Raw genomic sequence first — 22,961 nt, 5'->3', positions numbered from 1 at the left:
TGTAATTTCAGATTGACAATGAAAAAAAGGTTTAGAAAACGATGGACTTCAATTTGAGTCCTGCCGTTTCATCCAGTCCGCACATCAGGTTCATATTCTGTACAGCCTGACCGGAAGCACCTTTCACCAGGTTGTCCTCGATCGAATGGATCACCAGCTTCTCTCCCACCTTTTCCAGTTGTATCAGCACTTTATTGGTATTCACCACCTGCTTGAGGTCTATCTGCTTTGTGCTCACGTGCGTGAATGGATGACCAGCGTAAAATTCCTGGTACAACTGCACGGCGCCTTCCAGTGACAGATCGCTCTGCAGATAGGAAGTCACCCAGATACCTCTCGGGAAATCACCTCTTACCGGAACAAAGTTTACATCTGCTGTATATCCAGGCTGCAGTTGTTGTAAGCTTCGTCGGATTTCTTTAAGGTGTTGGTGTGTTAATACTTTGTAAGTGGAGATGTTATTGGCTCTCCAGGTAAAGTGCGATGTAGCCTGTAAGCTCTGTCCCGCACCGGTGGACCCGGTAATACCTGTGGTATGTACTTCTTTCAGTAATCCTGCTTTTGCAAGCGGCAGGAGTCCTAATTGAATAGCGGTAGCAAAGCAGCCGGGATTGGCGATGTTCTTGGCGGATTTGATGGCTTCCCGGTTCATTTCAGAAAGGCCGTATACAAACTCCCTGCCTTTACCGCTTTCGCCTAAACGAAAGTCCTGGCTCAGGTCTACTATTTTCACGTGGTCAGCAATATCATTTGCTTCCACAAATTTTTTGGATTCACCGTGGCCCAGGCAAAGGAACATCACATCGATATCATTGCTCAGTTCAGCGGCAAAGGTCAGGTCTGTTTCCCCCAGGAGGTCGGCGTGAACCGCGTACAGTGGGTTGCCCGCATTACTACGGCTATGCACATACGCAATTTCCACATCCGGGTGGTTCAACAAAAGCCGGATCATTTCGCCACCGGTGTAACCGGCGCCACCAACGATTCCTGCTTTTATTTTATGTGAATTACTCATTACTTATTTGTTGTCATTATTTACCTGATGCCAGATCATGGTCTGGTTACCGAAAATTTTGCTGAAGCCTCTTACGTCATCGCCAGACCAGCCACTGTTCATTTCACCGTATTTACCAAACTTGCTGCTCATCAGGTCGTAAGGGCTTTGAATACCGGTCACCTGGAAGCGGTAAGGCATCAGGGTTACAAATACCTCGCCGGTTACGTTTTCCTGGGAGTGTTGCAGGAATGCTTCGATGTCGCGCATTACCGGGTCCATGATCTGACCTTCGTGCATCCAGTTACCGTAGAACTGCGCCAGTTGGTCTTTCCAGCTCAGCTGCCATTTGGTGAGTACATGTTTTTCCAGGGCGTGATGTGCTTTGAGGATCACCATTGGTGCGGCGGCTTCAAAGCCTACGCGACCTTTAATACCAATGATGGTATCACCCACGTGAATATCGCGGCCGATAGCGTAAGCGCCGGCAATAGTTTGCAGGTACTGAATCGCTTCGGATGGATGTGTAAATTTCTTATCGTTAACACCGTAAAGTTCGCCTTTTTCGAATACCAGTTTCACCTGCTCTTCGCCATTTTTGGTGAGCTGTGTAGGCCATGCTGCCTCAGGAAGCATACCGTTGGAGGTCAATGTTTCTTTACCACCTACAGAGGTCCCCCAGATACCTTTGTTGATAGAATACATGGCTTTTTCGAAGTTCACTTCCACACCTTTGGATTTCAGGTAGGAAATCTCTTCTTCGCGGCTCAGCTTCATATCACGGATCGGAGTGATGATTTCCACACCTGGGATCATAATGTGGAATACCATGTCAAAACGAACCTGGTCGTTACCGGCACCGGTAGAACCGTGTGCTACTGCATCTGCGCCTACTTCCTTCACATATTCAGCAATAGCGAGTGCCTGGCTCATACGCTCAGCGGAAACGCTCAGCGGGTAGGTGTTATTCTTCAGTACGTTGCCGAAGATGAGGTATTTGATAACGCCGTCGTAGTAACTGCGGATAGCATTCACGGTCTTATGGCTCTTCACCCCCAGGTTAATGGCGCGCTGTTCGATTTCCTGTAATTCTTCTTCAGAAAAACCACCTGTGTTTACGATTACAGAATGCACTTCATAACCTTTTTCCTCGGTCAGATATTTAACACAATAGGAAGTATCAAGTCCTCCGCTAAATCCCAGTACTACTTTTTTCATTATAACAACGTTTTATTCAGATATACAATAGTTTGCTTTTTGTAAGGCACCTCTCAGAAGAAGAACAGGAATTTCTTTTTAGATCCCGCGGCACCGCCTTCTTTTTTGCTGTTGAGCAGCACAAATCTTTTGAATCGCAGCCAGCGCTCATACAGCTTGATGTTGCCTTTAAAGCGGCGGCGGCGTCTTTCGTGGTGTATGCGGCCATTGGCGGCTACCGACATCTTCATTTTCTCCATTTCCGCTTCAGCAGCGGCGGCTTCAGCTTTTGCAGCCATCGCTTTTTCTTCTGCTTCCTTCAGCTTTTCGGTAGGATCGTACAGCATGGCAGTACATAAGCAGTTCTTACGGTTTTTGGCTGTAAGAATATCGAAATTCACGCAGCTGCGGCAACCTTTCCAGAATTCTTCATCATCTGTTAACTCAGAATAGGTAACAGGCTCATAGCCCAGCTCTGAATTAATCTTCATTACTGCAAGGCCGGTGGTTAAACCAAATATTTTTGAATCAGGATATTTCTGACGGGAGAGTTCGAATATTTTTTTCTTAATCGATTTAGCTACGCCATGTCCACGAAAAGCCGGATTCACGATCAGTCCGGAGTTGGCGACGAATTTATCATGGCCCCAGGCTTCTATATAGCAAAACCCAACCCATTCGCCCTTATCCGTAACTGCTATCACAGCCTTTCCTTCCTGCATCTTCAGCTCTACATAAGCCGGGGAACGCTTCGCTATTCCGGTTCCACGGGCTTTTGCAGATGATTCCATCTCGTCGGTGATGGTATTTGAATAGTGTATATCGTCAGGAGTGGCTACCCTAACGATTATATGCTGATTTTCCAACTTTTAAAATTGAAATCGTGAATCAATAAACTACGTAAATGATTTTCCCATTGCTGGAAAAAAAGAGAAACACCTTATGATCGGGAATCATGGTGCGACAGCGAGTCAGGTATGACGGAGCGCTATCAAATTCTAGGTCGTCGGGAAAGGTATCTAAAGACATTGAACCCAACAGAATATACCCCTTTATTTAAAGCGGGATGATATGCGGAGATGTTGGTATGAGTTGCGGTTTTTTCCAACTTCAGTTCAGCGTTAAATTGTTATAAATATTGTCTTTAGTTTAGATTATCCGCAAAGTTATAACATTATAATTTTAATTGGTCCAATTTTTTTTCTGCTGCGCTAAATTTTTTCAAGGCCTTAACAGAAAATGCCCCTGCTGCCAACTTCTCAGGCAACAGAGGCATTACAGATATAATATTTGTTTACTATCTCGTGATAATTCCCAGCTCAGCTATGCTGACCTTTTTATCGCCTTCGGCTGCCGGTCTGGTAGCCACCAGCTTAATGTAGTGCGCTTTTACTGCCCCAAAGGTGATCGTTTGCTGCACAGGGTTGTTCTTAATATTAGCAAACATGCCCGCGGCTGCTTTTGTCCAGGTGGTGCCATCACCGCTGGTATAAAATTCATAGCCGTAGATTACCCCACCAGTATGCTCATTTGTCACAGGAGTGTAAGTGAAGCCTTTGAGTGTCAGCGTTTCTGACAGGTCCACTACCAGCTCCTGCGGATAGCCCGCTTCGCTTACCCAGGCAGTGCCGGCATTGCCGTCGATCGCTTTAGCCGCAGCGGACGGCTGCACCGTCCATTTGGAGGGCGCCACGTCGTAACTGGCCGTGGTAATGGCACTGCTTTCGCTTTTGCCATTGTCACTGTGGATAGACACTGCTTTTACAGTACCTCCCAGCGGTAACGCAATCACCTCACCCATTTTGTAGAGAGGGGATTTGATTCCCGGTGTGCTGCCGTCGGTAGTATAATAAATGTGCTGGTCCACCGTGGCGTTGGTAACCACCACATCTCCCTTATTATTACGCTTTAATACCGGCTGGGTAACCAATACCGGCGCAAGGTATAACCCTACTTCACGGATCACCGGACATGCTTTGGCATCCAGGATATTCACCCGCACCTGTGTGGTTGTAAGCTTAGGTAATTCCAGTATTCTTTTATGGCCGATGGTAGTGGCCTTTGCCACTTCACGGAATTGGCCATTCTCCAGGATCTCTACGGAGAAAGACTTTACGCGCTGCCCCAGTTTCAGGTATTCTTCCAGGCCTATCCTGTTGAACGTAACCGGTTGTTTGAAGGTCAGCGTAAAGGAAGCACTGGTCACATTATCCGGCGTAGCCCAATAGGTATCCGCCTTTCCATCGTTGAGGTGACTAACTTTCACTGCGCTGTTGTTGCTGCGCGTAACGCTGGCCGTGGCCACCGCCTTGCGTGCCAGGTTGTTTTTGAAAGTAGCATCCAGCACACGGCGCAGCTCCATCAGTCGGGTGGAGTCGTTTTTATGAATTACGCCATCGCGGCTCACGGGCACATTCAGGATCAGGTTACCGTTACGGCCAATAGAGCCGTAGTAGATTTTCAGGAGGTCCTGCAGGGATTTCACCTTATCATCTGTATCAGGGCTGTAAAACCATCCCGGGCGGATGCTGACATCACATTCGGCCGGCACCCAGGCTTCGCCATCTTCTACCCCTTCGTTGAGCGACTGCTGGGAAGGCGCGCCCTTACCAGGCAGGTAGCCTTTAATATTAAGGGTGCTCCAGTTGGTAGTACCGGCAATACCGTTTTCGTTTCCTACCCAGCGGCAACCTGGGCCAACATCGCTGAAGATAACGGCGTTAGGCTGCAGTTTGTGTACGGTATTATTAAAAAGTTCGAAGTCGTATTTCTGCGGTTTGGTACCGTCGTTGGCGCCATCAAACCATTGTTCAAACACAGGGCCGTAGTTGCTGAGCACTTCGGTGAGGGTGTTTACAAAAGTCTGGTTGTATTGGGGAGTGCCATAGTCGGGGTGGTTACGGTCCCACGGCGACAAATACACGCCGAATTTCAGACCATATTCCTTACATGCGGCAGAGAGTTCTTTCAGGATATCTCCTTTATACATACTTTCTCGGACCGTGTGTGTACTGTATTTGCTGGGCCACAGGCAGAAGCCATCGTGGTGTTTGGCGGTAAGCACGATACCTTTCATGCCGGCAAGTTTGGCCGTGCGGGCCCACTGGCGGGCATCTACATGAGTGGGATTGAATACTTTCGGATCTTCGTCGCCATGTCCCCATTCCTTATTGGTAAAGGTATTGGGGCCGAAATGGATGAACATGTAGTATTCCATGTCGTTCCACTCCAGCTGTGATTTGGATGGTAAGGCGCCGTAAGGCTTAATTTCCTGAGCCATTGCCATGTTGCAGGCTAGCAGTCCTGCAAGTATTGGTGTAATTTTCATGGATCACTGTTTAATTAGGTCGCTGGCGAAGATAAGGCAGATATCCCGGCAGCGGCTACAGGTAATTTAGCTATTTATGATCTTAAATTAGCATTATGAGGAGCGGTAATTATCTTTTTCCCCATCCATCGATTGCAAAACCAGTGCGGGTTTGCAGACCGTTTATCACAAAAATGTAAGAAAATAGTTGGGCTACATTACTTTGCTTCATCTTATTTTATAAATTTAGCCTCTTCTGAACGTATTATTATACGCTATTTAAACAACTGAACAATGATGAAACAACCACTGCATCGCAGAAGTTTTCTCAAAAACACCGCAGCAGCAGGTATTGGCCTGTCTATGCTGGGTTCTTCTGCTAAGCTTTTTGCAAATGAAAAAAAACCTAAAGTTAGAATTGGTCTGATTGGCGTAGGAGCCCGTGGACTGAGCCATCTGGATCTTGCTCTTCGCAGAGAAGACGTGGATTTGATTGCCTTTGCAGATCCGGATACTGCTTACACGGTGCCAAAAGCAAGGGATATGATCACCAAAGCTTACGGTGCAAAACGTAAAGTGGCTGAATACACCAACGGTCCGGAAGATTTCCGTAACATGCTGAAACGTGATGACATCGATGCGGTGATCATTGCTACGCCATGGGAATGGCATTCCATCATGGCTATTGCAGCTATGAAAGCCGGAAAGATTCCTGCGGTAGAAGTATGTGGTGCCTCTGACATCCAGGAGTGCTGGGAGCTGGTAAACACCAGTGAAGAAACTGGTATTCCGGTGTTTGGTATGGAGAATGTGTGCTACCGCAGAGATGTGATGGCTGTACTGCAAATGGTGCGTGAAGGCCTGTTTGGTGAGCTGACTCACCTGCAGGGTGGCTATCAGCATGACTTGCGCGCAGTTAAATTCAACAACGGTAAACAATATTATGGTGGTGGTGTAGAATTTGGTGACAACGCATTGTCGGAAGCTAAATGGAGAACAAACCACTCTGTACACCGCAATGCTGACCTGTATCCTTCTCATGGTCTGGGTCCTATCTGCAATGCGATCAACATCAATCGCGGTAACCGTTTGCTGTCACTGACTTCAGTAGCTACCAAATCCCGTGGTCTGCATAAATATATTGTGGACAACAGCAGCGAAAGCCATCCAAATGCGAAAGTGAATTTCAAACTGGGTGATATCGTATCTACCCTGATCACCACTAACAATGGTGAAACGATTATGCTGTCCCACGATACCAACAGCCCTCGTCCTTACTCCCTGAACTTCCGTGTTCAAGGTACCAACGGCCTGTGGATGGATGATCAGAAACAGATCTACATCGAAAAACAGAGTCCTAAACATGACGTGTACGAAAACACCGGCAAACCAGATGATCCTGCTACCTACTACGGTAAATACGATCATCCGCTGTGGAAACGTTATGCAAAAGACGCTGCTGGCGCTGGCCACGGCGGTATGGACTGGTTTGTGATGAACTCCTTCGTAGAAAGCATCAAACGTGGTGCACCATTTGCGCTGGATGTGTATGATATGGCTACGTGGTATGCTATTACACCACTCTCTGAGCAGTCAATCCTCGAAGGCGGTGGAGTACAGTACATTCCAGACTTCACCCGCGGTCGCTGGATGAACAGAAAACCAATCTTTGCTTTAGACGATCAGTATTAATAGAATATTATAAAGTACTAACGGGAAACGGCCGGCGGAGTGATCCGCCGGCCGTTTGTATTAGGTGGAAAGGATTTGAAAACGCTGCTCTAATAATATTTTATATGCTGATTTATTAGCATCAGATAAAAATGAATTATCTATGAAAGCAAGCGCTGGTGAAATATTCTGGCTTATCAGATTGAATGCGTTTTCGACTTGTCGTTCTGTTAGTCCAAGCTGAAGTCCAAAATGAGTCAGATCCTTTCGTTTTAGCTTCTTCTTTTTTGCATTAAGTGTGAGCGCCAGCTCTTCACTATCCTCAGGATTTGCAATGGTGGCATTCAGCAGATCATATGCCGGCGACAGTTCCCACACACCAATTTCTTTGGAAAGCAAAGAAAAGTTTTTCAGGTGCATATCATTATTCCCAATTAAAAAGCAAAATAATGTAAGGTGAAAATACTCACTTAGATTAAGAAGAGCGTTTACTGAATGAGCTTTGATCGCTTTGCCGACCCTTTCCATTGATCCCACATATTTATCGTATGCATCCAGGATTTGAAACATATCCAGCATGTGATACTTCTCTCCATTTGCAGCACGATCCATTCTTTTTGTCAGATAGGCAAGCTCCCCCGAAAGTAATCTAACTAATGTGCAATCAGCAATGCGGATATTAAAAATCTCCTTTGCCATTAACATAGAAAGATGCTCATTTTCCGGCAATTGACTGTAAGCAGCATTTGGTGGTTTAAGGATGTAATACCCTCCTAAAACACCCATAATTGTCAGCCTGTTCTCTTTTTCAGATGCTCCTTGTCTTCTCTGCAATTCTAATGATAGCTTCGGTTGTACACCCGGTATTGTTTCTCCCCTTTGTACTACCTGTTCTGCAAGCAGAAATAAATCTTCAGAGGAATAGGGCAGTTCTGGCGGAGATTCCACGCCAAAAATTTTTTTGCAGCATTGCTTATGAAAATCCTGCTCATCCGCCAACAGGGGCTTATAGCAGTGCAAACATTTATTCGTTTTCATGATCTATTGCAATTACGCTTACGGCTCCGATACAGTCTCTACAACATACTAACAATAATCCCATTTTATCATTCCGGTGAAGCTTCCAGTTTTTTGTAGCAATATTCAGTAACCAACCTTCTGGAATAAGACCTTCAAAAAAAGGAAACAATCGTTGATCAATATATGGCTGTGGGCTGACAGGCATGGTAAATGAAAGGAACTCATCTGGATGCTGTGCAACATATTCAGCTGTATATTGAAAGATATATTCGCCATCATCCGTTTCAGTCAGATGCCCGGCAAGACTGGATTTATAATATATTTCAGCTTTTCGCATGGTTAATATTTATACTTCTTCTGCTAAGTCTTTGGTAGGTACAGGCGCGAGTCTATGGCCAAACATACTTAGTACAAGATTCACTTTATCCAATTGCAGATCAGTTTTACCTTGTTCAATTTTTCGTATTACGGTTAATGCTACACCGCTCAGTTGAGCAAATCTGACCTGCGTCAAATTTGCTTTTTTACGCCTCCGCTTTACGAATTCCGCTAATGTTTCCATTCTTTCCACCTTTCTTTCAATATACTAAAAATATATGTAAATAGATATAAATTGCCTCTTTTTTAATAAATTATATGCAAAAACGTATATTTCATTAAAAAACAGAAATAATATACGTATTTACATATAAAATGGCGGTCAACATGCCTGTTGACCGCCATATACCTAAATTTTTTGCATTATTTCGCTTTCAAACTATCAATCTCTTTCCGCATCTGAGTTTAAAACAATCTCATCTCCACAAAATAAAAAAAAACCGCCTGTAAAGGCGGTTTATGTCAGCTTGCATTATTGAACTTATAAAACTGTTACTCCGTTTTCAATGGTGGTAACATAGATTTCAGGATCTTTATTGTACTCCTTGTTATAACGTGAACGCACAAACTCCGTGTATTCCTCCACTTTATCAGCTACCACCAGGTTGATGGTACAGCCGCCAAAGCCGCCACCCATCACGCGTGCGCCGGCTACTTCTTCCCGCTCGCTCGCTAAGGATACGAGGAAGTCCAGTTCCGGACAGCTTACCTCATAAAGTTTGCTCAGGCCTTCATGCGTTTCATACATCAGCTTGCCGAATTCGTTCAGCTTTCCTTGTTGCAGTAAACCGGTGGCTTCCTGTACGCGGGAAATTTCTTCAATCACGTACACACAGCGATCGTAAACTTTTCCAGGTATTACATCCTTCACTTCTTCCAGCATCTGCAGGTTCGCATCGCGGAGCGATTTCACTTCCGGGTGATGTTGCTGAATTGCTTTCACGCCCGCTTCACATTGCTGACGGCGCACATTATATTCCGACGACGCCAGTGAGTGATGCACCATAGAATTACACAGCACCACTTTATATCCTGGAAATTCAAATGGAAAATATTCGTAATTAAGATTCCGGCAATCGAGTCGCATCACCTGGTCCTTTTTACCATGGAGGTTTGCAAACTGGTCCATAATACCGCACATCACGCCAGGGAAGGTGTGTTCTGCCTTCTGGCCTATCAGCGCCATATCCATGCGGGAAAGTCCGAAACCAAAGAGTTTGTCGAGCGCCGCTACCAGACCACCTTCCACCGCTGCGGAAGACGACAACCCCGCACCCACCGGAATATCTCCTGCCAGCACACAATCAAAGCCTGCTACTTCCAGTCCGCGCTGTTGAAGCATGGCCACTACCCCCATGATGTAGTTGATCCATCCGGGTGTGGGTACCACAGCATCCAGGGAAAAAGACGCCGTTTCTCCGGTAAAATCAGCATGTACATTACATTGATTAGTGCCGTTTGGCGCTACCGCATATACAATTTTTTTATCGATGGCAGCGGGTAAAACAAACCCGTCGTTATAATCGGTATGTTCACCTATAAGATTTATTCGCCCTGGGGATACAACGATCAATGGTTCTTTTCCGAATAGTTTGATGAACTGCTCTTTTGTTTTTTGTATCATTCAGTACCTGTAATTAAACGTAAAATTTACGCCTAAAAATACGCGAAAAAAATAAGGAACAAAGAAATTTTTCCGTGGAAAAATCGCTTTGTTCCTTAATCTCTTGTTATTTAATATGGCTTATGCCAATACTAATTGCTTTTTACCAATTTTATGACCCGCTACTGCATAAAACAGAATATACAGGTAGCAAGGGAGCATGCAATACAGGAAAGCATGTCTGAAATCGATGTTCGGGCTGTACAGGAAGCTGAACATAGACTCTTTATTAAACATACCACTATAAACCTGTGGCAGTACGGCACCACCCACGATACCCATTACCAGCAGTGCTGAACCGGTTTTGGTGAATTTACCCAAACCATCAATTGCCATGGGGAAAATCGCAGGCCACATCAGAGAGTTAGCCAGCCCCAGCAAGGCAATGCAGGTTACTGCTGAGAAACCGGTTTTGGTATAAGCCAGTACTGTAAATACAATACCCAGCGCCGCGCAAATCAACAGTGATTTTTGCGCACTCAGGTATTTAGGAATAGTAATAATACCTATAATATATCCCGCCAGCATAGCCACCAGCGTGAAGGAGGTGAAGTATTTCGTCTGATCCAGGCTCATACCCATTGACTTACCATAGGAGCCAATCACATCTCCCGCCATTACTTCCACACCCACATAAACGAAGATGCAAAGCACGCCAAGCAGCAGGTGAGGAAACTGGAAAATGCTGGTTTTACCAATGGTAGCCGCAGCAGTAGCCGCATCTTCCTCATTGGTGTCAATTTCAGGCAAACTGCTTTTCTTCAGCAAAACGGCCAGGATCAGCAATACGATTGCAATGACAGTATAAGGCCCGATAACACGGGAAGCCAGATTATCCAGTAAACCCGCTTTCACCACCGGATCAGTAGCAGCCGCAATTTTGCCTTTCAGCTCTTCGGCACCACTGAGCAGGATTACACCCAGGATAATCGGAGCCAGCGCACCAGCCACCTTGTTACATATTCCCATGATACTGATACGCTTAGCAGCACTCTCCTTTGGTCCGATAATGCTGGCGTAAGGATTCACCGCTGTTTGCAGCAGTGACAACCCGCCACCCTGAATAAACAGGCCAGTCAGGAACATCGGATAACTACGGGCATTAGCCGCAGGAATAAATACCAGAGAACCAAGGGCAATAATGCCAAGTCCAATAGACATACCATTTTTAAAGCCCGTTTTCTCCAATATATAAGAAGATGGTACAGAAAGAAACAGGTAGGCAAGGTAAAAGGCAAATGTCACCAGCAGGGATTGGGAGACATTCAGTTCGCATACAATTTCAAAAAACTGGATCAGTGCCCCGTTTAACCAGGTCACGAAGCCAAATACAAAGAACAGCATGGAGATAATAGCCATTGCCTGTCCATACCCGGCCTTCTTGGCAGTGGGCGCTTCCATTGTTACTGTTTGGTTCGACATAAGCTGAGTAGATTGTTTTAAGTATTTGCGAACATAAGAAACAGTTTCTATATTTCATAAATATCTTAGCTAAAACGTTTTACCGCCTATAAAAAATACAGGTGTTTATCCGGTTTTTTAGAAAATGATAAAAAATAATTTATACATTTATCGGGCAAAAATTCACTGTAACTTAACACGTTTATGTCTCAGCAACAAAAACAAAACGCGCAAAGTACCCATCCTTCTTTCTTTGTGCTAATTTTAGTGTTCTTTTTTTGGGGCTTCCTGGCGGCATCCAACAGTATATTTATCCCGTTCTGCAAAACTCATTTTAACCTTACCCAGCTTGAATCTCAGCTGATTGATTTTGCTTTCTACAGTGCTTACTTTATTGGATCACTGATCCTCTATCTGGCATCGGCAGCAAGAAAGGTAGATATCCTCAATAAGATCGGATATAAAAAGGGTATTATTTACGGTTTATTAATTTCTGTGCTTGGATCTGCCATCATGATCCCTTGTGTCAACAAAGAGAAAATCGTTCCCATCGTGGAAACCCAAGCTGACATCAGCAGTTTCCAGGTTGGCCAGCAACTGCAAACTTCTGACCGCGAAGTGAAAATACGTCGCGAAAAAGAAGCGGATACTTACTCATTATTAGTATCTAAAAATGAAGCAGGCGCCAAATACGCGTCCAACACCAACCTCCAGGCAGCTGTAGGTGGCAGCTTCACGGAATCCGCTACGGAATACAGCAGCACGTTTACAAAAGATAAACTGCAAAATGTGTTATCCGTTTTAGGTACCGACTTCAATCAAACCGTTACCTTCGGCTACTTTGCCCTGATCCTGATGGCCCTGTTTATTGTGGCCCTCGGTTTCTCCCTACAGCAAACGGCCGCCAATCCATTCGCCATCATCCTCGGTGATCCTGCAAAAGGAGCGCACCGTCTGAACCTGGCGGGTGGTATCAACTCCTTTGGTACTACCATCGGACCAATCATCGTGAGCATGCTGCTCTTCGGCGGTATGTCCGGTGGCGCAGCCGCAGAAACAGATATCAGCAAAATCAACACGCTGTATTTCCTCCTGATCGGACTGTTCCTCGTTGCCGCAGCTATCTTCGCATTTGTGAAAATGCCTGATAACCAAACGGCTGACGAATCTTTCGAATCATCTCCTAAAGCAACCCGCGCCATACTCGGTATCACCGCGATGTTCGTTCTGATCCTCGCCGGTCTGGCCCTGAAAATGGAACTGCCATTCTTTACAGTTGGTATCGTAGGTATCATCGGTATACTGCTGGTAGCACAATCTTCCTCCAGTAAAAATCCGGAAGGCTGGGGCGCTATGCGCTATCCACAGCTGATCCTGGGAATGCTGGCTATCTTCATCTATGTAGGTGTGGAAGTAACCATCGCCAGTAATCTCGGCGGACTCCTCACCCATCCTGGCTTCCTTACGCCAAATGGACTGAAGGAGTCAGAACTGGACCCATATGTATCCCTCTTCTGGGGTTCAATGATGATTGGCCGCTGGACTGGTGCCATCAGCGTATTTAACGTCTCCAAAAATACCCGTAAGATCCTTTGTGTAATTGTTCCTTTTGTGGCTTACGCAATCGTTCTCGGAGCTAACGTGATCAAAGGCAACGATGTAAGTGTACTGTATCCTTACGTTATCTGCATCGCCATCCAGATCGTCGGCTTCTTCATGGGTCAGGATAAACCTGCCAAAACACTGATGGTCTTTGGTCTGCTGGGTGTACTCTCCGTATTAATCGGCTTATTCACCACCGGTGCACTGGCTACTTTCGCATTCCTCAGTGGCGGTTTGTTCTGCTCTGTTATGTGGCCTAACATCTTTGCACTGGCTATTGCCGGCCTGGGTAAATACACCGGTCAGGGTTCTGCATTCCTCGTAATGATGATCCTCGGCGGTTCCCTGGTACCACCATTACAAGGCGGTCTGGCGGATATTCCTGCAATTGGCATCCACCACTCTTACCTGATCCCGGGCTTATGTTTCGCATACCTGGCATTCTTCGCATTCAAAGTTAAAAACATACTAAAATCTCAAGGAATTGATTATGAGTCAGCAATTAGCGGTGGGCATTGATATTGGGGGAACTAACACAGTTTTTGGCATCGTAGATCGCAGAGGTAATATTTTGAGTGATGGCAAGATGTCAACCAAAAGCCATGATAATGTAGAGGATTTCTTAACGGAACTCCACGGTCACCTCAGCAAACTCATTGAGCAGGCTGGCGGATCTGAAAATATAAGAGGTATAGGCGTTGGCGCTCCAAACGGCAACTTCTACACCGGCAACATCGAATATGCGCCAAACCTTTCCTGGCGCGGCATCATACCACTGGCAAACCTGCTGGAACAGCGCTTCGGCCTGCCCACAGTACTGACCAACGATGCCAACGCAGCAGCCATAGGTGAAATGACCTATGGTGCTGCCCGCGGAATGAAAGATTTCATCATGATCACGCTCGGCACCGGCGTAGGCAGCGGCATCGTTGCCAATGGCCAGCTGATCTACGGTCACGATGGATTCGCAGGTGAACTCGGTCACTGCATCGTGCAGCCCGGCGGTCGCCTCCACCCCGGTACCGGCATGCGCGGCTCCCTGGAATCCTATGCATCCGCCACCGGCGTTTGCAATACAGCCAAGGAGTTCCTCATCAACCGCCCGGAGGTAGAGAGCACACTGCGCCAGTACACACTGGACGAAATCACCTCCAAAATGATTTATGAAGCAGCCATGAAAAATGATGCGCTGGCAAAAGAAGTATACGAATACACCGGTCAGATCCTCGGAGAAGCACTGGCCAACTTCGTTATGTTCTCCAGCCCTGAAGCCATCATCCTCTTTGGTGGACTCACCAAAGCCGGCGATATGCTCATGAAACCTGTACGCATCCACATGGAAAATAACATGCTGCCGATATTCCAGAATAAGGTTAAATTGCTGTTCTCGGAATTAAAGGAAAGTGATGCCGCCATCCTGGGCGCCAGTGCCCTGGCTTGGGAAATGAAAGATTAAACATCTCACAATGAAAGATAGAAGAAGTTTTCTGAAAACAGCGGCCATGGGCGCCGCTGTTTTCTCTTTAGACAGCATTGCCTCCGCAGCAGATGCGCAGGCAAAAAAAGGTGGAGTAACCGGTAAACCAATCGTTGTTTCTACCTGGGATTTTGGTCGCGCAGCCAACAGCGCCGCATGGGACATCCTGAAAAAAGGTGGTCGCGCCCTCGACGCCGTAGAAGCAGGTGTACGCGTACCGGAAGCAGATCCTAACAACCATACCGTAGGCTATTCAGGCTTTCCCGACAGAGACGGCCGCGTAACCCTCGACGCCTGCATCATGGACGAATTCGGTAACGCCGGCTCCGTATGCGCCCTCGAACACGTTACCCACGCCATCTCCGTTGCACGTAAAGTAATGGAGAAAACACCTCACGTGATGCTCGCCGGCGACGGTGCCCTGCAATTCGCCCTGGCAAACGGTTTTGAGAAAGAAAACCTCCTCACTCCGGAAGCTGAAAAAGCATGGCAGGAATGGTTGAAAAAATCCGAATACAAACCGGTTATCAACATCGAAAATAAAGCTTACGACAGCAAAGGCGCCACCGCTTTTAACCCACTCATGCTGCCAGGCAACCAGTACAACCACGATACCATCGGTATGGTGGCCATGGACGCCAACGGTAACCTCTCCGGCGCCTGCACTACCAGCGGTATGGCATTCAAACTCCATGGCCGCGTAGGCGACTCCCCCATCATCGGAGCCGGCCTCTATGTGGATAACGAAATAGGCGCTGCTACCAGCACCGGCGTTGGTGAAGAAGTGATTAAAATCGTAGGCTCCCACCTCGTAGTAGAACTCATGCGCCAGGGATACCCGCCTGAAGCTGCCTGCAAAGAAGCGGTAACCCGCATCGTTAAACGCAGCCCTTCAAAAGCAAAAGAAATACAGGTAGGCTTCCTCGCACTCAATAAAAAAGGACAGGTAGGCGCTTACTGCCTCCAGCCTGGCTTTAGCTATGCTGTGCTGTCCAATGAACAGAACAATGTGCTGATCAACGGCAAATCGCATTTTAAATAATTTCCCCTGGGGCTTCCACCCGCCGGCGGCGGGTGGAAGCCCTGGCTTGAAAGAGGGCCGAAGGCCCTCTTTCAAGCCGCAAAACAACAAAACACCAGCCTTAGCTGCTTGGGTGTTTTGCTGCTTTGCAAGAAAACCACAAATCATTACACCATGCTCACCCTGGAAATCTGCGCCGGCTCCGTCACCTCCTGCATCGCAGCAGAAAAAGGCGGCGCCTCCCGAATAGAACTCTGTGATAACCTCCTGGAAGGCGGCACCACCCCCAGCTATGGCACCATCGCCCTGGCACGCGAAAAAGTAAAAATTGACCTCTACCCGATCATACGCCCCCGTGGTGGCGATTTTCTATATTCCGATATCGAATTCGATACCATGAAACGCGACGTGCTACTGTGTAAACAACTAGGCTGCAACGGCGTTGTCATCGGTATACTCACCCCCAACGGTAAAGTGGATAAAGCCCGCTGTAAAGAGCTGGTGGACCTCGCATGGCCCATGGGCGTTACCTTTCACCGCGCCTTCGATATGACCGACAACCCTTTTGAAGCACTGGAAGATATCATCTCCATCGGCTGCGAAAGAATACTTACCTCCGGCTGCCGCAACACCGCCATGGAAGGAGCAGAACTACTGAAGGAACTGGTAGAAAGGGCGGACGACAGAATAGCCATCATGGCCGGTTCTGGCGTGCGAAGCACCAACATCGATACCCTGGTAAAAACCACCGGCGTAACGGAATTTCATACTTCCGCAAAAGCCTACACCGACAGCAAAATGGAATACCGCAACCCAAACGTAAGTATGGGCGGCATCCCCGGCGTACCGGAATACGGTATCTCCGAATCCCAGGAAAGTGAAGTGCGATTAATACGTGAAATAGCTGAAAAAGCATTGGCAATATCCAGCCAATAATCCTATTTTAGCCGTTTGCCTTAACAGCGACGCTATAATTTAAACGTGAACAATATGAAAAAACTGATTCTTGCAGCATTGCTGCTGGGCAGCACTTTCGCCCACGCACAGGTTAAAGGTGTGCGCCATGTTATCCTGATCGGAATGGACGGCTTCGGCGCCTATTCCTTCCCTAAAGCCGACAATCCCGTAATGAAAAAAATGATGCAGGACGGCGCCTGGACTCTCGAAGCCAGAAGCGTACTCCCCTCCTCCAGTGCTGTTAACTGGGCATCCATGGTGATGGGTGCTGGCCCTGAACTGCACGGCTATACGGAGTGGGACAGCAAAGTACCTGAACTGCCCTCCCGCGTACTGGATCAATACGGCATGTTCCCTTCTATCTATACCCTCCTGCGCGAACAAAAGCCGAAAGCTGAAATCGGCGTGATCTACAGCTGGCAAGGCATTGGCTACCTCTTCCCTAAACAGGCGGTTAATCACAGCGTAGCTACGCACGACAACGATTCGCTTGCAACCACCGAAGCAATTACTTATCTTAAAGCTAAGAAACCTGACTTCCTGTTCATTCACTTCGATGAACCGGATGGGGTAGGTCATAACATCGGTCACCACACGCCTGAATACTATGCACAGGTACAAAAAAACGATGTGCTGCTGGGAAAAATTTTCCAGGGAATAAAAGATGCAGGCATGTGGGAAAATTCCATCATCATCCTTACTGCTGACCACGGAGGTATTAAGAAAGGCCATGGTGGCAAGTCTATGGATGAGATGCAGATCCCATGGATCATCCAGGGCCCTGGTGTTAAAAAGAATACCCATATCAAAAACAGTGTGATGACCTACGATACCGCCGCTACTATCGCATGGATCTTGGGTCTGAAAACACCGCAGGTATGGACCGGTCGTCCTGTTATGGAAGCATTTAAATAAGCCGCTAATGAAAAGAGTTTTTATTGCCGCCCTGCTGCTCTCCTTAATCAGCAGCGCCGGCATCTCCCAACATAAAATAAAAGTACTCAGCTACAATATCCACCATGCTGCCAACATGAAAAACGTAATTGACCTGCCTGCCATTGCAGCAGTGATCAATGCGGAAATGCCCGACCTGGTAGCATTACAGGAAGTGGACAGCGCTACCGGCCGCAGTGGAAAAATTGACCAGCTGAAAGAACTGGCTAAGCTCACCGGCATGCATTGTTACTTTGGCCGCTCCATGAAATACGATGGTGGTGGCTATGGTACCGGCATCCTTTCCCGCTATCCCATCAAGGAAGCCACCACCCTGCAAATGCCGGTAGGTGAAGGAAAAGAGCCAAGGGCATCCGGCATTATTGTAGCACAAATCCCAGGCACCAAAGGCGTACGCTTTGCCAGCACCCACCTCGATGTGGAAGATGAGGACACCTGGCGTATCCAGGAAGCGGAACTGCTCAGCAATCATTTCAGCAAAAGCAAATTGCCGGTGATCATCGCCGGAGATTTCAATGCCTTGCCAGACAGTAAGCCCATCGCTACTTTCAAGAAATTATTTACCGATATATCTGCCGATTCAGGGCCGAGCTTTCCTTCGGAAAAACCACGGATCAAACTGGATTATATCATGACTGCAAAAGCACCTGCCAGCTGGAAAGCCACGCAGATAAAGGTGATCAATGAGCCAATGGCTTCTGATCACCGTCCTGTATTTGCAGAGATCAGCTTTTAAACAACTATCACCGTAATATGACATTGAAAAAATTATCGCTCTGGGGCCTCACAGCAGCCCTCCTGGGACTGTTCAGCTGCAGCAACAGCAACAATGCAGGCACGCCGAAAGGCAAAGTGAGCATCATTCCTATGCCGGTTAGTGTGCAGGAAAAAGCCGACTCTTTCCTGCTGAACAAACGTACCGTGATCGTGGCAGGCAACGATGCGGACAAACAAACAGCCGCCCTCTTCAACAGCTGGGTGAAAGAACTTACCGGTTATGAACTGGAGATTGCTGCCCAAGGCAGCGACAATGCCATCCTGCTCCACAGCGGCAATGACACTACTAACGCAGAAGGCTATACGCTGGAGGTAAATAACAAAACAATCACCATCAACGGTAATACCGGCGCCGGTACTTTTTATGGGGTACAGTCGCTCATACAGCTGCTGCCGGTAGAAAAAGCCAATGCCATGTATGTACCGGGTGTAAGCATTCAGGATGCACCCCGCTTCGGTTACCGCGGCCTGCACCTGGATGTTAGCCGCCATTTCTTCCCAGTGGATTTCATCAAGAAATACATCGACCTGATGGCCATGCATAAGTACAATACTTTCCACTGGCACCTCACCGACGACCAGGGCTGGAGAATTGAAATCAAACGTTTCCCACGCTTGCAGGAAGTAGCTTCCAAGCGCAAGGAAACCATGGCCGGCCACTACGGGGAAGGGAAATTCGATGGTAAACCATATGGCGGTTTTTATACCCAGGAAGAAGTAAAAGAAGTAGTGAAATATGCTGCTGAGCATTTCGTAACGGTTATTCCGGAAATAGAAATGCCAGGCCATGCCTTGGCAGCACTCGCCGCATACCCTCACCTGGGTTGCACCGGCGGCCCGTACGAAGTAGGCACCGGATGGGGCGTACTGGACGATGTTTTTTGCGCCGGTAACGACAGCGTATTTACTTTCCTCGAATCAGTGATGGAAGAAGTACTGCCGCTGTTTCCAAGCAAGTACATTCACATTGGCGGCGACGAATGTCCGAAAGTACGTTGGGAAAAATGTCCTAAATGCCAGGCACGCATTAAAGCCCTTGGCCTGAAGGATGAACATGCCCTGCAAAGCTATTTTATCCAGCGGATGGAAAAATACCTCAACGCACAAGGCAAGCAGATCATCGGCTGGGATGAAATCCTGGAAGGTGGCCTGGCGCCAAATGCCACCGTAATGAGCTGGAGAGGCATCGAAGGTGGTATCACCGCCGCCAAACAGCATCATGATGTGATCATGACACCTGGCAACTACTGCTATTTTGATAAGTACCAGTCCAAGAGCAAAACCGAACCACTGGCGATCGGCGGTTACCTGCCGGTGAGCAAGGTATATGAATACGAGCCGGTTCCTACGGAGCTGACTGCCGACGAAGCTAAATATATCAAGGGAGCGCAGGCCAATCTCTGGTCTGAATACATCGCCAGCCCTGAACATATGGAATACATGGTGTACCCACGCGCTACTGCCCTGGCAGAGGTACTGTGGTCACCGGCCGACAAACGCGATTACAACAACTTTGTAGAAAGGTTGAAAGTACATTTAAAACGCCTGGATCAGAAACATGTTAACTACGCTAAACATGTGTTTGAAATCACCGGCGTGGTGGAAGATAACCAGAAAGGTGGTATGCAGGTGAAACTGGATGCCAAGCTGGATGGTGGTAAAATCACTTATACGACCGATGGCACAGCTCCTAGGCCACAAGGCACTGCGTATACTGAACCGATTCAGGTAACAAAAACCGGTACCGTTCGTGCGCAGGTATTCCAGGATGGCATCCCTTTTGGCACCGAGTATAGCCAGGCATTCCTGTATCATAAGGGTGTAGGCAAAAAAATTACCCTGACAAACCAACCGGAGAAAAACTATAACCCCGGTAGCCCTGCTGCCCTGGTAAATGGCATTGAAGGAGCACCGGAATATAATGACAATCAATGGTTCGGATATAAAACCACTCCGCTCATTGCGGTGGTGGAACTGGATAGCATTCAGGATATCAGCGAGTTCGGCATTAATACCGTCAATGCTAAATCCGACTGGATTTATCCACCAAAGTCTGTTGTTTTTTCTGTTTCGGAAGATGGTAAAACTTACCGGGAGAAGGTGGTCGTGAATAGCTTTAATAAAGAAGGTGTGTACAGATGGAGAGGAAAATTCGAACCAGTGAGGGCTAAATATGTGAAGGTGCAAGCCACTCCTTACGGTAATATCCCTGCGGGAGCTGTAGGTGCGGGTAGCCCGGCCTGGATGTTTATTGATGAAATTATAATTAACTAATCGGGAATTATGCGGTGCCTGTCTTGGCAGGGCTCCCACCCAATGATGCCGGAAATCCGCTACAGGAAAGAAAAAAAAGAACCGTCTGGCATACACCAGACGGTTTTTTTGTTGACTCCTACACCTAATTTATATTATGAAAAAAGCATTCCCGATAGCATTCAAGTATAATAACGGAATCAGATATAAAAAGGTTTTATCCGTTCAGAATAATTTTCAATTAAATAAGTGCTAAATAAAAGTAGATATTAGCAGTATTTTTTTTAATTTTCCGGCTCGTTTTTAAACCGCATCTAATCAAAAACGTTTACAAATGACGATTAATCATCAGGAAATCGAACTGATCGACAGCTTTGAGCAAATTGCTGTGGAAATTCATTCCTCTGCCAAAGAGGGTTCCAAAGCAGTTGCCCGGGAAATCGCCGCGCTGATCCGCGAGCGTCAGGCTGCCAATCAACAATGTGTATTAGGACTGGCGACAGGCTCCACTCCTAAGTTTCTCTATGCCGAACTTGTACGCCTGCACAAGGAAGAAGGACTGAGTTTCAAAAATGTAATTACGTTTAACCTGGATGAATACTACCCAATAGAGCCGGATGCTCTCCAGAGCTACAACCGCTTTATGAAAGAACACCTGTTCAATCATGTGGATATTCCTGAAGGCAATTACAACGTTCCGGATGGTACGATCCAGAAAGACCAGATCAAAAAGTACTGCGAGCAGTACGACAAAAAAATCGAAGAAGCCGGTGGTATTGATATCCAGATCCTGGGTATCGGTAACAACGGGCATATCGGTTTTAACGAGCCTGGTTCGAACATCAACTCCCACACACGTCTGATCACGCTGGACAACAGTACCCGTCTGGCAAACGCATATGAGTTCCCTAACATGAGCCAGGTGCCCCGTTTGGCTATCACCATGGGTATCGGTTCCATCATGAAGGCTAAGCGTGTACTGCTGATGGCCTGGGGTTCCCACAAGTCAAAGATCGTTCGCCGTTCAGTAGAAGGGCAGAGCTCCGACCAGGTGCCCGCATCCCTGCTGCAACAGCATGCTAACTGCAAATTCGTAATCGATGAGCAGGCTGCTGCTGACCTCACCCGCTTTAAAGAGCCTTGGCTCACCGGCGACTGCGAATGGACGCCTAAACTGATCCGCAAAGCCGTAACCGGCCTCGCGCTCAAACTGAACAAGCCTATCCTCATGCTCACCGATAAGGACTACAACGAAAATGGTTTGAACGACCTCGTTGTACAATACGGTTCTGCATATGAGCTGAATATTAAAGAATTCAACGCTATCCGCGACACCATCACCGGATGGCCTGGCGGTAAACCTGGTCCTCAGCTGCCTAAGCACCCTGAGCGTTCAGAGCCTGCCAAAAAAACGGCGCTGATCTTCTCTCCGCATCCGGACGATGATATCATCTCCATGGGTGGTACTTTCATCCGCCTGCATGAGCAAGGCCATGATGTACACGTAGCTTACCAGACTTCCGGTAACATCGCTGTTACAGATGAATTCGTACTACGCTTCGTAGACTTCGCCGTGGGTTTCGAAAATATGTTCGATATCGATGGTAGCAAGTCCACCCAAATTCTGGCTGACGCCAAAGCGTTTATCAACAGCAAAAAACCAAGCCAGAAAGATACCCCAGAGATCCGCTCCATCAAAGGACTGATCCGCCGCTGCGAAGCAAAAGCTACCTGCCGCTACGTAGGTATCGCCGAAGGTAATGAGCACTTCATGAACCTGCCTTTCTATGAAACCGGCCTGGTAGAAAAGAAACCAATGGGTCCTGAAGATGTGAAACTGACGGTAGACCTGCTCCGCAAAATCAAGCCACAACAGGTATATTGCGCTGGTGACCTCGCCGATCCGCATGGTACCCACAAAGTATGTCTGGACATCATCTTTGCTGCACTGGAAATCGTTAAAAACGACGACTGGGCTAAGGATTGCTGGGTATGGCTGTACAAAGGTGCATGGCAGGAATGGGAAATCCATGAAATCGAAATGGCAGTAGCCATGAGCCCTGACCAGGTATACCAAAAACGCCTCGGTATCTTCATCCACCAGAGCCAGAAAGACGTAGTACCTTTCCAGGGTACTGATAGCCGCGAGTTCTGGGAGCGTGCGGAAGACCGTAACGCAAATACCGCTCAGTTATACGATAAACTCGGATTACAGCAATATGCAGCCATGGAAGCTTTCGTGCGCTACCATTTTATGTAATTGCATAGTGTACATATTTCTTGCAAGGG

General features: G+C 47.3%; 17 protein-coding genes and 1 pseudogene. 9 read left to right on the top strand and 9 right to left on the bottom strand.

Going from position 1 to position 22,961, the window contains the following annotated elements:
* Positions 1–31 precede the first annotated feature (31 nt).
* The 4 genes from argC to KW844_RS13750 all read right to left on the bottom strand — a co-directional run bounded on the left by argC (position 32) and on the right by KW844_RS13750 (position 5,519).
* Positions 32–1,015: an N-acetyl-gamma-glutamyl-phosphate reductase gene (gene argC, locus KW844_RS13765; protein WP_218377362.1), complete on the bottom strand. Its 984-nt coding sequence runs from the start codon at positions 1,013–1,015 to the stop codon at positions 32–34.
* Positions 1,016–1,018: 3 nt separating this feature from the next.
* On the bottom strand, positions 1,019–2,212 hold the full coding sequence (gene argG / locus KW844_RS13760) for an argininosuccinate synthase (protein ID WP_255578425.1): 1,194 nt from the start codon (positions 2,210–2,212) through the stop codon (positions 1,019–1,021).
* A 53-nt stretch (positions 2,213–2,265) separates the two neighbouring features.
* Complete coding sequence (locus KW844_RS13755) at positions 2,266–3,057, bottom strand: GNAT family N-acetyltransferase (RefSeq protein WP_255578424.1); 792 nt, start codon at positions 3,055–3,057, stop codon at positions 2,266–2,268.
* A 431-nt stretch (positions 3,058–3,488) separates the two neighbouring features.
* Positions 3,489–5,519, bottom strand: a complete 2,031-nt coding sequence (locus tag KW844_RS13750) for an alpha-L-fucosidase (protein ID WP_218377361.1) — start codon at positions 5,517–5,519, stop codon at positions 3,489–3,491.
* Between the two features lie 273 nt (positions 5,520–5,792).
* Between KW844_RS13750 and KW844_RS13745 the strand changes: the two genes are divergently transcribed.
* On the top strand, positions 5,793–7,190 hold the full coding sequence (locus tag KW844_RS13745; RefSeq protein WP_218377360.1) for a Gfo/Idh/MocA family protein: 1,398 nt from the start codon (positions 5,793–5,795) through the stop codon (positions 7,188–7,190).
* Between the two features lie 60 nt (positions 7,191–7,250).
* On the opposite strand, the gene KW844_RS13740 is transcribed toward KW844_RS13745, so the two are convergent.
* The 5 genes from KW844_RS13740 to KW844_RS13720 all read right to left on the bottom strand — a co-directional run bounded on the left by KW844_RS13740 (position 7,251) and on the right by KW844_RS13720 (position 11,652).
* A complete protein-coding gene (locus KW844_RS13740; RefSeq protein ID WP_218377359.1) occupies positions 7,251–8,207 on the bottom strand; it encodes a HipA domain-containing protein in 957 nt (318 codons plus the stop codon).
* Positions 8,194–8,526, bottom strand: a complete 333-nt coding sequence (locus KW844_RS13735) for a HipA N-terminal domain-containing protein (RefSeq protein WP_218377358.1) — start codon at positions 8,524–8,526, stop codon at positions 8,194–8,196. The genes KW844_RS13740 and KW844_RS13735 overlap by 14 nt, the downstream gene beginning before the upstream one ends.
* Positions 8,527–8,535: 9 nt before the next feature.
* Positions 8,536–8,751 carry a helix-turn-helix domain-containing protein gene (locus tag KW844_RS29420; protein ID WP_218377357.1) on the bottom strand — a complete coding sequence of 72 codons (216 nt, stop codon included), beginning with the start codon at positions 8,749–8,751 and terminating at the stop codon, positions 8,536–8,538.
* A gap of 297 nt (positions 8,752–9,048) precedes the next feature.
* Positions 9,049–10,191 (bottom strand): galactokinase, encoded by a 1,143-nt coding sequence (gene galK, locus KW844_RS13725; protein WP_218377356.1) that lies wholly within the window; start codon positions 10,189–10,191, stop codon positions 9,049–9,051.
* A 120-nt stretch (positions 10,192–10,311) separates the two neighbouring features.
* A complete protein-coding gene (locus KW844_RS13720; protein WP_218377355.1) occupies positions 10,312–11,652 on the bottom strand; it encodes a sugar MFS transporter in 1,341 nt (446 codons plus the stop codon).
* Between the two features lie 183 nt (positions 11,653–11,835).
* On the opposite strand from KW844_RS13720, the gene KW844_RS13715 reads away from it, so the two are divergent.
* The 8 genes and pseudogenes from KW844_RS13715 to nagB all read left to right on the top strand — a co-directional run.
* Positions 11,836–13,752, top strand: a complete 1,917-nt coding sequence (locus KW844_RS13715; protein WP_218377354.1) for an MFS transporter — start codon at positions 11,836–11,838, stop codon at positions 13,750–13,752.
* Positions 13,724–14,689 carry an ROK family protein gene (locus tag KW844_RS13710; protein WP_218377353.1) on the top strand — a complete coding sequence of 322 codons (966 nt, stop codon included), beginning with the start codon at positions 13,724–13,726 and terminating at the stop codon, positions 14,687–14,689. Before KW844_RS13715 ends, KW844_RS13710 begins: the two co-directional genes overlap by 29 nt.
* Before the next feature lie 10 nt (positions 14,690–14,699).
* Positions 14,700–15,752, top strand: a complete 1,053-nt coding sequence (locus tag KW844_RS13705; protein ID WP_218377352.1) for a N(4)-(beta-N-acetylglucosaminyl)-L-asparaginase — start codon at positions 14,700–14,702, stop codon at positions 15,750–15,752.
* Between the two features lie 153 nt (positions 15,753–15,905).
* The gene (locus KW844_RS13700; protein ID WP_218377351.1) at positions 15,906–16,667 is read left to right on the top strand and encodes a copper homeostasis protein CutC; all 762 of its coding nucleotides are present in this window, start codon (positions 15,906–15,908) and stop codon (positions 16,665–16,667) included.
* Positions 16,668–16,721: 54 nt separating this feature from the next.
* Positions 16,722–17,603, top strand: coding sequence for an alkaline phosphatase (locus KW844_RS13695; RefSeq protein ID WP_218377350.1), 882 nt, complete (start codon positions 16,722–16,724; stop codon positions 17,601–17,603).
* 7 nt (positions 17,604–17,610) lie between these two features.
* Entirely contained in the window at positions 17,611–18,378 is a 768-nt protein-coding gene (locus KW844_RS13690) for an endonuclease/exonuclease/phosphatase family protein (protein ID WP_218377349.1), read from the top strand.
* A gap of 17 nt (positions 18,379–18,395) precedes the next feature.
* Entirely contained in the window at positions 18,396–20,693 is a 2,298-nt protein-coding gene (locus KW844_RS13685; protein WP_218377348.1) for a family 20 glycosylhydrolase, read from the top strand.
* A 307-nt stretch (positions 20,694–21,000) separates the two neighbouring features.
* Positions 21,001–22,932 (top strand): annotated as a pseudogene (gene nagB, locus KW844_RS13680) (glucosamine-6-phosphate deaminase); the annotation flags it as partial.
* Positions 22,933–22,961: the final 29 nt, after the last annotated feature.

It is taken from the genome of Chitinophaga sp. sic0106 (genome assembly GCF_019219075.1).
Classification (GTDB): Bacteria; Bacteroidota; Bacteroidia; order Chitinophagales; family Chitinophagaceae; genus Chitinophaga.
Note: the sequence above shows the minus strand (reverse complement) of the source record. Positions and strands in the feature narration are given on the sequence as shown.

Excerpts from the sequence above, each read along its gene's own strand:
- argC (WP_218377362.1), bottom strand. The coding sequence starts at position 1,015 with ATGAGTAATTCACATAAAATAAAAGCAGGAATCGTTGGTGGCGCCGGT.
- argG (WP_255578425.1), bottom strand. The coding sequence starts at position 2,212 with ATGAAAAAAGTAGTACTGGGATTTAGCGGAGGACTTGATACTTCCTAT.
- KW844_RS13750 (WP_218377361.1), bottom strand. The coding sequence starts at position 5,519 with ATGAAAATTACACCAATACTTGCAGGACTGCTAGCCTGCAACATGGCA.
- KW844_RS13745 (WP_218377360.1), top strand. The coding sequence starts at position 5,793 with ATGATGAAACAACCACTGCATCGCAGAAGTTTTCTCAAAAACACCGCA.
- KW844_RS13740 (WP_218377359.1), bottom strand. The coding sequence starts at position 8,207 with ATGAAAACGAATAAATGTTTGCACTGCTATAAGCCCCTGTTGGCGGAT.
- KW844_RS13735 (WP_218377358.1), bottom strand. The coding sequence starts at position 8,526 with ATGCGAAAAGCTGAAATATATTATAAATCCAGTCTTGCCGGGCATCTG.
- KW844_RS29420 (WP_218377357.1), bottom strand. The coding sequence starts at position 8,751 with ATGGAAACATTAGCGGAATTCGTAAAGCGGAGGCGTAAAAAAGCAAAT.
- galK (WP_218377356.1), bottom strand. The coding sequence starts at position 10,191 with ATGATACAAAAAACAAAAGAGCAGTTCATCAAACTATTCGGAAAAGAA.
- KW844_RS13720 (WP_218377355.1), bottom strand. The coding sequence starts at position 11,652 with ATGTCGAACCAAACAGTAACAATGGAAGCGCCCACTGCCAAGAAGGCC.
- KW844_RS13715 (WP_218377354.1), top strand. The coding sequence starts at position 11,836 with ATGTCTCAGCAACAAAAACAAAACGCGCAAAGTACCCATCCTTCTTTC.
- KW844_RS13710 (WP_218377353.1), top strand. The coding sequence starts at position 13,724 with ATGAGTCAGCAATTAGCGGTGGGCATTGATATTGGGGGAACTAACACA.
- KW844_RS13705 (WP_218377352.1), top strand. The coding sequence starts at position 14,700 with ATGAAAGATAGAAGAAGTTTTCTGAAAACAGCGGCCATGGGCGCCGCT.
- KW844_RS13700 (WP_218377351.1), top strand. The coding sequence starts at position 15,906 with ATGCTCACCCTGGAAATCTGCGCCGGCTCCGTCACCTCCTGCATCGCA.
- KW844_RS13695 (WP_218377350.1), top strand. The coding sequence starts at position 16,722 with ATGAAAAAACTGATTCTTGCAGCATTGCTGCTGGGCAGCACTTTCGCC.
- KW844_RS13690 (WP_218377349.1), top strand. The coding sequence starts at position 17,611 with ATGAAAAGAGTTTTTATTGCCGCCCTGCTGCTCTCCTTAATCAGCAGC.
- KW844_RS13685 (WP_218377348.1), top strand. The coding sequence starts at position 18,396 with ATGACATTGAAAAAATTATCGCTCTGGGGCCTCACAGCAGCCCTCCTG.